This window comes from Sutcliffiella tianshenii (assembly GCF_016908565.1).
GTDB classification, from domain to species: Bacteria; Bacillota; Bacilli; order Bacillales; family Bacillaceae_I; genus Sutcliffiella_A; species Sutcliffiella_A tianshenii.
Genome location: NZ_JAFBED010000005.1, coordinates 293104 through 306065, shown reverse-complemented (window position 1 = coordinate 306065; position 12962 = coordinate 293104). Strand labels below are relative to the sequence as shown.

14 protein-coding genes are annotated in these 12962 nt (G+C 44.4%); 8 read left to right on the top strand and 6 right to left on the bottom strand.

What is annotated here, in order from left to right:
* The first annotated feature begins 58 nt into the window (after positions 1-58).
* Positions 59-673, top strand: a complete 615-nt coding sequence (gene wrbA, locus JOC95_RS13445) for an NAD(P)H:quinone oxidoreductase (protein ID WP_204417161.1) — start codon at positions 59-61, stop codon at positions 671-673.
* A gap of 50 nt (positions 674-723) precedes the next feature.
* Here the strand turns inward: wrbA and JOC95_RS13440 are convergent, their stop codons facing one another.
* Positions 724-1050 (bottom strand): hypothetical protein, encoded by a 327-nt coding sequence (locus tag JOC95_RS13440; RefSeq protein ID WP_204417159.1) that lies wholly within the window; start codon positions 1048-1050, stop codon positions 724-726.
* Positions 1051-1220: 170 nt separating this feature from the next.
* On the opposite strand from JOC95_RS13440, the gene JOC95_RS13435 reads away from it, so the two are divergent.
* Positions 1221-2003 (top strand): aldo/keto reductase, encoded by a 783-nt coding sequence (locus JOC95_RS13435; protein ID WP_239582917.1) that lies wholly within the window; start codon positions 1221-1223, stop codon positions 2001-2003.
* Positions 2004-2041: 38 nt separating this feature from the next.
* Here the strand turns inward: JOC95_RS13435 and JOC95_RS13430 are convergent, their stop codons facing one another.
* Positions 2042-2860, bottom strand: a complete 819-nt coding sequence (locus JOC95_RS13430; RefSeq protein ID WP_204417155.1) for a FixH family protein — start codon at positions 2858-2860, stop codon at positions 2042-2044.
* 149 nt (positions 2861-3009) lie between these two features.
* On the opposite strand from JOC95_RS13430, the gene JOC95_RS13425 reads away from it, so the two are divergent.
* Positions 3010-3429, top strand: a complete 420-nt coding sequence (locus JOC95_RS13425; protein ID WP_204417152.1) for a GNAT family N-acetyltransferase — start codon at positions 3010-3012, stop codon at positions 3427-3429.
* Positions 3430-3439: 10 nt separating this feature from the next.
* Here JOC95_RS13425 and JOC95_RS13420 read toward each other — a convergent pair whose 3' ends face one another.
* Positions 3440-4333 carry an RluA family pseudouridine synthase gene (locus JOC95_RS13420; RefSeq protein WP_204417150.1) on the bottom strand — a complete coding sequence of 298 codons (894 nt, stop codon included), beginning with the start codon at positions 4331-4333 and terminating at the stop codon, positions 3440-3442.
* Positions 4334-4487: 154 nt separating this feature from the next.
* Here JOC95_RS13420 and JOC95_RS13415 point away from each other — a divergent pair, with 154 nt between their 5' ends.
* Positions 4488-4901: a DUF5365 family protein gene (locus JOC95_RS13415; RefSeq protein ID WP_204417148.1), complete on the top strand. Its 414-nt coding sequence runs from the start codon at positions 4488-4490 to the stop codon at positions 4899-4901.
* Between the two features lie 22 nt (positions 4902-4923).
* Here JOC95_RS13415 and JOC95_RS13410 read toward each other — a convergent pair whose 3' ends face one another.
* On the bottom strand, positions 4924-5406 hold the full coding sequence (locus JOC95_RS13410; RefSeq protein ID WP_204417146.1) for a thioredoxin family protein: 483 nt from the start codon (positions 5404-5406) through the stop codon (positions 4924-4926).
* Between the two features lie 2 nt (positions 5407-5408).
* Complete coding sequence (locus JOC95_RS13405) at positions 5409-5843, bottom strand: disulfide oxidoreductase (RefSeq protein WP_204417144.1); 435 nt, start codon at positions 5841-5843, stop codon at positions 5409-5411.
* A 459-nt stretch (positions 5844-6302) separates the two neighbouring features.
* Between JOC95_RS13405 and JOC95_RS13400 the strand changes: the two genes are divergently transcribed.
* Complete coding sequence (locus JOC95_RS13400) at positions 6303-7802, top strand: bifunctional GNAT family N-acetyltransferase/carbon-nitrogen hydrolase family protein (RefSeq protein WP_239582914.1); 1500 nt, start codon at positions 6303-6305, stop codon at positions 7800-7802.
* Positions 7803-7845: 43 nt separating this feature from the next.
* On the opposite strand, the gene JOC95_RS13395 is transcribed toward JOC95_RS13400, so the two are convergent.
* The gene (locus JOC95_RS13395; protein WP_204417133.1) at positions 7846-8274 is read right to left on the bottom strand and encodes a DUF4395 domain-containing protein; all 429 of its coding nucleotides are present in this window, start codon (positions 8272-8274) and stop codon (positions 7846-7848) included.
* Between the two features lie 186 nt (positions 8275-8460).
* On the opposite strand from JOC95_RS13395, the gene JOC95_RS13390 reads away from it, so the two are divergent.
* The 3 genes from JOC95_RS13390 to JOC95_RS13380 all read left to right on the top strand — a co-directional run bounded on the left by JOC95_RS13390 (position 8461) and on the right by JOC95_RS13380 (position 12788).
* The gene (locus JOC95_RS13390; protein WP_204417131.1) at positions 8461-9363 is read left to right on the top strand and encodes an AEC family transporter; all 903 of its coding nucleotides are present in this window, start codon (positions 8461-8463) and stop codon (positions 9361-9363) included.
* 102 nt (positions 9364-9465) lie between these two features.
* Positions 9466-10956: a glycerol kinase GlpK gene (gene glpK / locus JOC95_RS13385; protein ID WP_204417129.1), complete on the top strand. Its 1491-nt coding sequence runs from the start codon at positions 9466-9468 to the stop codon at positions 10954-10956.
* A gap of 158 nt (positions 10957-11114) precedes the next feature.
* Positions 11115-12788 carry a glycerol-3-phosphate dehydrogenase/oxidase gene (locus JOC95_RS13380; protein ID WP_204417121.1) on the top strand — a complete coding sequence of 558 codons (1674 nt, stop codon included), beginning with the start codon at positions 11115-11117 and terminating at the stop codon, positions 12786-12788.
* Positions 12789-12962: the final 174 nt, after the last annotated feature.

Below are 12962 nucleotides of genomic sequence, written 5' to 3'. Positions count from 1 at the left end.
AGTAATGTTTGGATAATATTTACTGGAAGTAATGAAAATTAAAGGAGAGGTTAATACAATGGGTAAAGATGTAAAACTGGCAATTTTCTACTACAGTTCTACCGGCACTAATTACAAATTAGCGAAAGCAGCGGAAGAAGCTGCCAAGGAAACGGGTGCTGAAGTAAAGCTTGTGAAGGTTCCTGAGCTGGCACCCGAAGAAGCGATAAATGGAAATCCGGCATGGAAGGCGCATTTGGAGGAGACAAAGGATGTGCCGACTGCGAGCCTCGATGATCTTGAATGGGCAGATGCATATATTTTCAGTGTTCCGACACGATATGGAACTGTGCCTTCACAGATGAAGCAATTCCTCGATACGACAGGAGGGCTCTGGTCGAAAGGGAAGCTGGCCAATAAAGTTGTCAGTGCGATGACTTCGGCAAGCAATCCCCACGGTGGCCAGGAACAGACGATCCTGAATCTCTATACCACCATGTTCCATTGGGGAGCGATTGTAGCGGCACCCGGCTATACGGATGAATCGATTTTCGCTGCTGGAGGAAATCCTTACGGTACAAGTGTGACGGCAGATCAGGAAGGTAACTGGAAGGAAGATGTGACAGCAGCAGTAAAGCATCAGGCGAAACGGACCATTCAAGTGGCAAGCGCCGTGAAAAAGGGAATGCAATAACAAAAACAAAACACTCATCACCCGGTGGATGAAAAGCCGGGTGATGGGTGTCATTTATTTCTCGCTTGATAGTGTTTCAGCAGATAAGAACGCCTTACTACAAGATATGAGATAAGGACAGTTATACAGAACATCATGACAATCAGATTGAAAAGCATCCCGCCGAGGTAAAGGAGTCCATCCACCTGTATGGTCAGGTAGTACCATATACTGGTGGTCACAAACCAGGCAATGACCACGAAGGAGAGGCTGATCATAGTGTGAAAGAGGAAAGCACCCTTCCTTAGTACCATTTGTGAGACATAGAGGTAACTGATCATCGCAGAAGAGATAATTACCAACACATTCAAGATCATCATGTAGTCATACATCTCCATCGAAAACTCCTTTTTTCTATTTATATCCTGGGACAAAAGGAAGTGTGAATCCGAGCAGAAAATTTGCAACATACCAAAAATCGGTCATAATGAATTTATCAATGTATAGGAGGATGATTCCTTTGTTAAATGGTTTAACTTCAACAACTACTTTACATAATGGGGTGGAAATGCCCTGGTTTGGATTAGGAGTATTCAAGGTGGAAGAGGGGCAGGAAGTGGAAAGCTCCGTGAAAATGGCGATTCAAGCCGGCTACCGCAGCATCGATACAGCAGCCATCTATAAAAATGAAGATGGTGTGGGCAAGGCGATTAAAGAAGCTGGTGTGCCACGTGAAGAGCTATTCATTACCACGAAGGTATGGAATGCCGATCAAGGGTATGAATCCACACTTGCTGCATTTGACGCAAGCATGGAGAAGCTTGGCTTGGAGTATCTGGATCTATATCTTGTTCACTGGCCGGTTAAAGGCAAGTACGTGGACACTTGGAAGGCTTTGGAGAAGTTATATGCTGATGGAAAGGTTAGGGCAATAGGGGTAAGCAACTTCCATATTCACCACCTTCAGGATATCCTTGATGTGGCAGAAGTGAAGCCGATGGTGAACCAGGTGGAATATCATCCTAAATTATCCCAAGTTGAATTGCTTAACTTCTGTAAGGAGAATGGCATACAGATGGAAGCCTGGTCTCCACTCATGCAGGGTGAACTGCTGCAAAACGAAGTGCTGATGGAGCTTGCAGAAAAATACAACAAGTCGGTTGCACAAATCATCCTTCGCTGGGACCTGCAGAATGGGGTCGTTACCATCCCTAAGTCTGTAAAAGAGCACCGCATCAAGGAAAATGCGGATATCTTCGACTTTGAAATCACGGATGAGGATATGCAGAAGATCCACGCTTTAAATGAAAACAAGCGTGTCGGGCCAGATCCGGATAATTTTGATTTTTAATGCATAAAAAGGATGACCCCTCGAGGTCATCCTTTTTATTATTCCACTTCGAGCTCTTCCAACTGATGCTCGTGAAGTTCGTCTTTCTCTACATGGATCTGTACATTATGTTTGCCTTTTTGTTTGAAGGTGGTTTTCGCTTCATACACACCTTCGCTGACTTCAGCTGCATCGATGAATTCATGCTTTTCGGAATCAGCATGCCAAACTTCAAATCGGACAGTAGCCCCCTTTAAGGCTGCATTATCTTTTTTCAGCTCCGTGGACAAAGTGGCTTCCCGGTTTACTTTTACAGCTTCTTGATTATTCAATGTCATCATTAACGTTGCTGCATGTTCATGGTCCTGGCTTTCATGGTCTGAATGAGCTTCTCCGTCATGGCTGCCTTCGTGATCGGAATGCTCGGAACCATGGTCATGACCTGATTCATCGCCCTCTTTTGTCGCAGGATCAGGATTTCCAACGGTCATCTCGACACGCGGCATCACATGCATGTCTCTAGCTGTTGTGTGGGCCACCACAAAGTATAAGCCTTCTTCTTCAAAAGTCTTAGTAAAGGAGTATATGCCCGAACCGTCATTTTTCCCTTCGATCATTTCGTGGTCCTTTTCCTGTCCCTGCTTCCAGACTTCAAAGGTAACTTCGCTTGCGTCCTCGACTTTTTCCTTGCCTTGTGTGACGAGCGCCTCGATCTTCACTTCTTCATCCGGCTCAATCTTTTCAGGAAGAAGTATTTCCACCTGCACCATCTCCGGGAGCTTTTCATCTGTTTCTTTTGTGCTGTCTGAATTGTTATTTCCGCAAGCGGCTAACAGAAGAACCGCAAAGATGCTTATGAATAATGATAATTTTTTCATGGTTTACTCTCCTTTTTCTATATGCCTTCATTATATCTCGATAAATAAAGATCAGATTCGAAAAAAAGATCAATCTTGTGAATTTTTAAGGTACTATAGTGTTAATTGCCAAACGAAAGATTATTTATACATAGGAGAGTGGGAGTGGAATGATCAAGCACCTTAAGACAAAAGAAGAATTGTTGCAGGGGTATGAAGTGTTGAAGGAATTACGAACACATCTAACAGAAGAAACCTTCTTTGCGATGTATGAAAAGATGAAACGGGAGGGGTATGAAATCCATGCATGTTATGATAGCGAGGAGGTAATGGCTGTCACCGGCATCATCCCTTTAACGAACTATTATGACGGCTATCATATTTATGTGTATGATCTTGTGACAGCAAGTCATGCAAGGTCCAATGGTTACGGGGAAAAGCTGTTGTCACATATCGAAATGCTTGCAAAAGAAAAAGGTTGCCAGAATGTTACGCTTTCTTCCGGAATACAACGCAAGGATGCTCATCGGTTTTATGAAGAAAAAATGCAATATGATAAAACAAGCTTTGTATTTAAAAAAGAGCTGTAGCATCGTTATGCTACAGCTTTTGCCATTCACCTGCAAGGCTGCTTGGGGCAAAGTCGGTCGGGATCGGCGCCTCAACTGTGACGGACCCGTTTTCAAACGGATGCGGGACCGTTAACTTCCAGGCATGCAAGCTGTGGCGTGAATGCTTGTTTTTGGCGCCATATAAGATGTCCCCGTATAGCGGGTGGCCGAGGCTGCTCATATGGACGCGTATCTGGTGTGTCCTGCCGGTATCGAGTGTGAGTTGCACGAGTGACAGTTTTTCCTTCTCGAACTTTTTTAGGACTTTATAATGGGTGACCGCTTTTTGGCCGCTTGGTGAAATCCTCCGCCGGGAAGCATGGTGTCGGTCTTTGCCGATAGCTTTATCAATGGTTCCGGACGAATTGGACATAAGTCCCTCCACAAGGGCAAGATAGGTTCTTTTTATTTTTCGTTCCGCAAGCTCCCTATCTAAAATGGATCCGCATAAGCTATGCTTTGCAAAAAGGATGGCGCCGCTTGTATCCTTGTCAAGGCGATGGATATGCCGTACTTTTGCCTTGATCCCGTTCTCTAAGAAATAATGGGCCACCCCATTGGAAAGCGATTTGTGGCCGGTTTCGGAAGATGGGTGCGTCTCTATATCCGCTGCCTTATCTACAATCAACATATGCTCGTCCTCATACAGAACGGAAATGTCCATGATGCTTGGATCAGGACTTACTGCTTCGGAAATGACAGGAAGAATGATCATATCCCCGGTCTGCACGGTATGTGTCCAATTGGGGATTGCCCCATTTACCAGCACCTTTTTCGACATTCGCAGTTCATGAAGCAGCCCCTTTGGCACCCCAACTATATCCTTTAGATAGTCTTGTAGGGTGGGGGCATTTTCCATACGGACATTTAACTGTATTTTCATAGGTAAAACTCCTTTAATGAGATAGAAGGTATGTCCTTCTTTTTGTCGTTTCGAGTCTAGTGATTCCATTAACTACCTACGCAATAAAACAAGTATTTATGTTACTCTTTTGTTATAGAGATTATAGAGAAGTTACAAAGGTGGGTTTTAATTCGTGAAAGTAGTTTATGCATCTACCCCAGAGCAGGAGGACCATATCGGGGAACTGGTCCAGCACCTCTTAACGAACATTCTTCCTTATTATTTCACAGACAGAGAAATAGAAAACCTTGAGAGTCAGTTATCCCTCCATACTGGTGCCGTACATGATACATTTACCGATTATAATGGAACACTGAAAGAAGCATTTCATATCATTTCCTGTCTCCAGGCAATCATTGCGGTCATTGAGACAATCCAGGATGAGGGCATCAAACTGAAGCATCGCGAAATATATAAGAGGAATGTCAATATGTTAAGGGATTTTGGATTTTCCTTTCCATTTGCCATTGAACAGTTTACACAACAGCCAAAAAATCCCACGATGCTCAGCAAGTTCATCCGGGCATCCAATCAATTCCTAGTGTAACAAAAAAGAAACTACTGGCGCATCATTCGCCCGTAGTTTCTTTTACTTTCTCAAGCCAATCTGAGAATACTGACTCATCCTGGTGATAGTTTTCAAGTCGGCTGACTTCCTTGCCATCTTCAAAGTGGACCAGTGTAGGGGTGGAGTGGATGTCATAGTCATCCCAGCCTTGCTCAAATTCAAGCAGGTTGTACATTTCGAGGTCAATCCCCATATCTTCCGCCATCGGAACGACCACCGGACTTGTCTTCTTGCATGCAGGGCAATCCGATTTATAGAAATAGATGGTGGCAGATTCTTCATTATCCAGCTTTTCCTCCAGTTCTTCAGGAAGAATGATATTCTGATACAATGGATCATCCAATTGTTCTTGAGTAGCTGGATATATCTTTGATTTTCCAAATGGGTTGCCTTCAGACTTTTGTTTCTGTTGGATATTCGTAATGGCAGCTAATGCGATGAAAATTGCTACAATGACAGATACGATAATGATAATTTTCTTCAAGATTATTTTCCTTCCTTTACATTCAATTTTCTAACGATGAATAGGATGATGGTGATAAGTGTAAATCCGATAAGTGCCAAAAATGGGATTGTGATGAAGCCCAACCAGTTGATATACTGCCCTGTACATGGAACTACGCCACAAGACACCGAGTTTTCCCCGATGAAGTCGACTTTTTGTACAAGATAGTGGTAGAAGGAGATCGCTACGCCAATAATGGAAAGTGGCAGGACATATGTAGCGATTCCAGCATCTTTTTTTACCACAGCTATTCCCAGGATAATGACAAGCGGATACATCAGAATACGCTGATACCAGCAAAGCTCGCAAGGTATGTACAATAGAATCTCGGAAAAATATAAGCTTCCCAAAGCAGCAACTAAAGCAACAACAGAAGCCGTCAATAAAAGGTTTTCGATTTTTTTGGAGTGATCCACTTTTTTCCCGCCTCATTTATCTTGGTTTCATAAATCTTGGATTCTTTCTTGTTTAAAATTATATTACTTGTCCATCCGCATTGCAAAGCTAATCCAACATTTCACCTGTGAACATTTCATGACAGGATTGAAGTTAGCATTAGACTATACCCGAACAATAGACGACGATACCTTATTGGTTGTGACAAATTTCTCAGGAAATATTAACCTCTTCACCTTGGAGTTCCAACATTTTTCGAGGTTAGTCTCGTGTAATGATGCTTATTGTTTCAAATCTCGTGCCCATTATGTAAAACTGAAAGGGTATGTGTTTTGTATGAATGAAATTGGGGAATAAGTAATATTGGGTAATTCTCCTTTTTTTACAGAAAAAGCCCGGTTTAAAATCCATTTATTTAGCACAATTATGAGGAGATGGTGTTTTTGTCTAAAATCGACTTGTCTAAATTTGAGAAAAAAATGATTATTAGAAATATAGAAATGAAAGACATAGATGATATAGTTGCACTGCAACATTTATGCTTTCCCGGAATGGAGCCATGGAAAAGAGAACAGCTGGAAAGTCATTTGATCATGTTTCCGGAAGGGCAGCTATGTGCGGAATATGATGGGGAAATCATCGGTTCCTGCTCAAGCCTGCTTATCAACTTTGATGAATATGATGATCGACATACATGGGATGATATCACCGACGAAGGCTACATAACGAATCATAATCCTGATGGTTACAATCTTTACGGAATAGAAGTGATGGTGCATCCAGGCTTCAGGAGGATGAAGGTCGGTCATCGCCTTTATGAAGCGCGGAAGGATCTGGCGAGAAGGCTGAACCTGAAGAGTATCATTATCGGAGGGAGAATCCCGAATTATCATAAGCATGCAGACGAAATGTCACCACGCGAATACGTCCGCCAGGTGATGCGCCATAAAATCTATGATCCGGTGCTATCGTTCCAGCTAATGAATGAATTTACATTGATGAGGATCAATCCAGGCTATCTCCCGGATGATCTCGCTTCAAATAAGTACGCAACCCTTATGGAATGGAACAATGTGGAGTATATCCCGCAAACAAAGCGTCACTTTAAAACATCCTTCCCTGTCCGCGTATGTGTGGTCCAATATATGATGAAGCCCATCAGTTCATTTGAAGAGTTTGCGACCCAGGTGGAATATTATACAGATGTGGCCTCTGATGCAGGAGCGGATTTTGCTGTGTTTCCGGAAATATTCACCACTCAGCTGATGAGCTTTCTGAATGAAAGATCACCAAGTAAAGCCGTACAGCGTCTGACGGAATATACCGAAGACTATATCCAGCTTTTCACCGATTTGGCTGTAAAGTACAACGTCAATATCATCGGAGGTTCCCACTTCGTCGAAGAGGATGATAAAGTGTTCAATATTGCCTATCTTTTCCGTCGTGATGGAACGATCGAGAAGCAGTATAAGATCCATATCACCCCAAATGAGCGAAAATGGTGGGGGATCAGCCGCGGAGATACGGTGAAGGTATTTGATACGGATTGCGGAAAGATCGCGATTCAGATATGCTATGACATAGAATTTCCGGAGCTTGCCCGCATAGCGACTGAAAAAGGCGCAAATATCATCTTCTGTCCTTTCAATACAGAGGACAGGCAGGGATATCTCAGGGTACGATATTGTGCACAGGCACGTGCGGTCGAAAATCAGATCTATACGGTCATTGCAGGTACATGCGGAAACCTTCCCCAAGTGGAAAACATGGACATCCAATATTCCCAGTCCGCCATATTTGCCCCATCTGACTTTGAATTTGCCCGTGACGGGGTCGTCGGCGAGTGCAACCCGAATATCGAAATGGTGATCATCGGGGATGTGGATCTCGAAATCCTTCGTCGCCAGCGTCAGTCCGGAACAGTGCGTCAGCTGAAGGACAGAAGACGGGATGTATATGAAATTAAATATAAGAAATAAATAAAAGGGGGCGACTTCGCGAAATGAAGTCGCCCCCTTTTATTTATTTTGCCGTGCGTCTGCGGTATTGAAATTGCTGCCATTGGAAACGGATAAAGCATCCGACGCAGAATCCTAATAGTGCAATGCCTGATGCTGCTGCCACCATGATGGAGAAAATATAGCCCATGGTGGCCATTCCTGAATAAAAGCCGATCAGTGACAATGCAAGACAACCCACAGCGATTGTCTGATTGAATTGCAGTTGGGCTTTTTCCTCCTGGAGGTATGAAGATCTGGGCTTTGAAAGAAGCTTTCCAGCCAGTTTCAAGACCGGGTTAGCCCCTGTTAGCAAGCCGAGTGTGCCAGCCAAAAAAGGCAGTAGCATTATAAAATAAAATCCAGTGATTAAAGAAATCACGACAGAAAGTAAAATGAACCATTGATTAAATGTGACGAGCGGTTTAGGTATAGTTGAGTTTGCATTTTCCATAACTTATTAATCCCACCTGTATAATCGGAATACAATTAGTGTACTCCATTACCTGTAATTCGTGCAAGGGAATAGAATTGGAAAATATTAAGTGAGCCGAAATAAATCTCTGTCATTTTTCAGTGGATTTGTTAAGATAGAAAAAAACTACAACATTGAAATAGTAGCAGATTGAGAGGATTTTTCATGATTTTTCTAGACGTACTTTTACCAGTTTTCCTTATATTTGCAATTGGGTTCATTGGTCAAAAAACACTCGGGTTCGATACGAAAGCCTTATCGAAAATGGCATTATATTTATTGTCCCCTGTACTTGTGTTCCGAACTTTCTATACGAATGAGTTTACGAGTGAGCATCTCTATATTGTGCTGTACACCATCCTGCTGTGCTTTTCCCTGATTGTATTTGTTTACCTGTTATCCTGGATTAAACAGTACTCAAGAGCGGAGATATGCGGCCTGATTCTGTCAGCAAGTTTCATGAATAACGGAAATTATGGAACACCTCTAGCACTATTGCTGTTCGGAGTCGTGGGGTTTGAGTACGCGGTTGTCCTGATGGTAGCCCAGCAGATGCTGATGGCGACTGTCGGTGTGTATTACGCTGCTAAAGGTAGCCCGGAAAACGATGGCTTCCGCTCCGCCGCAAGGGCTGTCGTGAAGATGCCCATCATGTATGGGGCCTTGATCGGCCTTGCTTTTCAATACCTTTCCATTCCGGTATCCATGCCCATCATGGAGGCGGTAAATCTTGTGGCCGATGCGACGATTCCTGTAATCATGGTCATCCTTGGAATGCAGCTTGCCAAGATTTCCATTAAAGCGGCCAAAAAAGAGAAGCTGTTTTATGCGGTGGGAATCAAGCTGATTGTTTCACCTTTAATTGCATTTCTAATTACCCTTGTCCTGCCTGTTGATGAGTTGATCAAGCAGCTGATGATCGTGATGGCTGCTATGCCGGCAGCCGCAAATACTACGATGTATGCGGTGGAGTTCAATACAGAGCCCGAGTTTGTTTCAAGTGCAACCCTCGTAAGTACCGTATTGACCCTTGTTACGCTTCCGGTGTTATTTTGGGTGGTATTGTAGGGGGGAATCTACCAAAATCAACGAACATACCGTATAAAGAAGGATTTTAATCCACCTCGGGAGAAATTCTACAAAAGGAGAACGGAAAGGAGCGGAAAATACATGGAATCATACATTCTATCCCTGGATCAGGGAACCACAAGCTCGCGTGCCATGCTTTTCAATAAAAAAGGGGAAGCTGTCTATACGGCACAGAAGGAATTTAAACAGTATTTCCCCAAATCTGGCTGGGTGGAGCATAATGCCAACGAAATCTGGAGCTCCATCCTTGCAGTGATTGCCTCGTGCATTTCAGAGTCCGGAATCAAGCCGGAGCAGGTGGCAGGTATCGGCATTACGAATCAGCGTGAAACAACCGTTGTTTGGGAAAAGGAAACGGGAGAGCCGATCCATCATGCCATCGTGTGGCAATCGAGACAGACCTCTTTGATTTGCGAGGAGCTGAAGGAGCAGGGCCATGCAGATCTTTTCCGTGATAAAACAGGCCTTTTAATAGATGCCTATTTTTCCGGAACAAAAGTGAAGTGGCTGCTGGATAATGTGGAGGGTGCGAGAGAGAAAGCGGAAAACGGAGAGCTGCTTTTTGGAACGATCGACACTTGGCTGATCTGGAAACTGTCCGGTGGCAAGGCACATGTAACAGACTATAGCAATGCATCAAGGACATTGATGTACAATATCCATGAACTAGAGTGGGATGATGAGCTCCTTGAAATCCTTGGGGTTCCTAAGTCCATGCTACCTGAGGTGAAGGGATCCTCTGAAATCTATGGTAACACAGTTGATTTCCATTTCTTCGGCCAGGAGATCCCGATTGCCGGGGCAGCAGGCGACCAGCAGGCTGCATTGTTCGGTCAAGCCTGCTATGAGAAGGGAATGGCAAAAAATACATACGGTACCGGCTGCTTTATGTTGATGAATACCGGAGAGAAAGCGATCAAGTCGGAAAACGGCCTATTGACCACCATTGCCTGGGGCGTAAATGGAAAGGTCACATATGCCCTGGAAGGGAGTATCTTTGTAGCAGGATCGGCGATTCAATGGCTCAGGGACGGTCTACGCATGTTCAAGGATGCTGCAAAAAGTGAGGAATATGCGACAAGAGTTGAATCAAGTGATGGAGTCTATGTGGTTCCGGCCTTTGTTGGACTTGGGACTCCTTACTGGGACAGTGATGTGAGAGGTGCGGTGTTCGGGTTGACCCGTGGCACTTCCAAAGAGCATTTTGTCCGGGCCACACTGGAATCACTTGCCTATCAGACGAAGGACGTCCTTATGGCGATGGAGCAGGATTCTAAAATCTCGCTGAAGGCGCTCCGTGTGGACGGTGGCGCTGTTAAAAACAATTTCCTCCTGCAATTTCAAAGTGATATGCTCAGAGTGGATGTGGAGCGGACCACCATCAATGAAACGACCGCTCTTGGTGCAGCCTATCTGGCAGGCCTTGCTGTAGGATTTTGGAAAAGTGAGGATGAAATCGCTTCACAATGGCAAGTGGAAAGAAGCTTTGAGCCAAAGATGTCAGAAGAGCAGCAAAAGGAACTATATGACGGGTGGAAAAAAGCGATCCGGGCAACTATGGCTTTCAAGTAAAAAGAAAAATATGGTATAATCATAGTAAGTCAATAATCGGTCATAATCGGGGAAGAGATCACAGAACATAATCAGAGCAAGGGCTTTGTCTATGTTTGCTGTGGTCTTTTTTTGTGTAGTAGTAAGTAGAAGAAAAAACACTTGGAGGCTTTTATCTTATGAAAAAAACATCCTTCTCCAGCACGAATCGTATGATGATCTTGGAAAACATGAAGGAAGCTACATATGACATCCTTATTGTGGGTGGCGGAATAACAGGTTGCGGCATTGCGCTGGATGCAGCATCCCGCGGGATGAAGGTGGCCCTTGTGGAGATGCAGGACTTTGCAGGAGGGACGTCGAGCCGTTCCACCAAACTGGTTCATGGGGGCCTGCGATATTTAAAGCAGCTTGAAGTGAAGATGGTAGCGGAAGTGGGGAAAGAGCGTGCGGTTGTATATGAGAATGGGCCGCATGTCACAACACCGGAATGGATGCTTTTGCCGATCTATAAGGGAGGGACATTCGGCAAGACCTCCACATCCCTCGGCCTTCGTGTTTATGACTTTTTGGCAGGAGTCAAAAAGTCAGAGCGGAGGAAGATGCTCACACCATCTGAAACGTTAGTAAAAGAGCCTTTGTTGAAAAGAGAAGGGTTAAAAGGCGGTGGCCTATATGTCGAGTATCGGACAGACGATGCAAGGTTGACGATCGAGGTGCTGAAGGAAGCTGTAAAACATGGAGCGGATGCAGTGAACTATGCCAAGGTGGAAAAGCTTCTTTATGAACAGGGCAGGATATCAGGGGCAATGGTGGTCGATCAGGCTAGCAGAAAAAGCTATATGATCCGTGCGAAAAAAGTAGTCAATGCTGCCGGCCCGTGGGTGGACTCGCTTCGTGATATGGATGGCTCCAAAAAAGAGAAGCATCTTCAATTGACAAAAGGGATCCATCTCGTATTTGACCAGGGTAAATTCCCATTAAAACAGGCGATCTATTTTGACACAGAGGATAAAAGGATGATTTTTGCCATCCCCAGGGACGGGAAAACCTATGTGGGCACAACAGATACTGTCTACAAGGAAGATATGCTCCACCCAAGGATGGTGAGAGAGGATAAGGACTATGTGCTCGCGGCAATAAAATTCATGTTCCCGGCCCTGAACATCAAGGAAGAAGACATAGAATCCAGCTGGACAGGAGTGCGGCCCCTCATTTTTGAAAAGGGAAAATCCGCTTCGGAAATCTCCCGAAAGGATGAGGTGTGGCTTTCTGATTCCGGATTGATAACGATCGCAGGCGGCAAGCTGACCGGATACCGAAAAATGGCGGAAACGGTAGTGGACCTTATTGGGAAAATGCTTCTCAAGGATTTTCAGGTGAAGTTCGGTGCCTGCAAAACGAAAGGGCTGCCCATTTCAGGCGGGGATATCGGCGGGTCCAAGAATCTGCCGGCGTTTGTGGCGAAAAAGACTGAAGAGGGGCAGAGGATTGGGTTTCCAAAAGAGATTGCCTCATCACTCGTGAGTAGATATGGATCGAATATTGATAAGCTATACAGGATCGCTGAAAATGTGCAAGCAAAGGGGACTAAACTCGCATTGCCAATGGACATCCATGTGCAGCTCCTTTATGCCATCCGTGAAGAGATGGCCGTGACACCCCTGGATTTTTTCATCAGGCGTACTGGTGCACTTTTTTTCCAAATCAACTGGGTGCAAAAATGGAAGGGAAAGGTATTGGATGTAATGGCAAGGGAGCTTTTTTGGACGAAAGAAATGAAGGAAATGCATCGAATACAATTGGAAAAGCATATCAAGGATGCGGTCACTGTAATGGAAGATGATGGATGAAAAGCAATTAACCGCTTTGAGGAATTGCCGATGCGATTCCTTTCCTTTTCTAGTATAATAATAATGGAAGCGTTCGCGGTGCACAATTTGTCGCAAACTGACGTATTATATTTGCAGGATGTCGTACCGGCTTAAGAGAAGTCTACAGTATCCTGATAATTGCAAGGAGGAAGA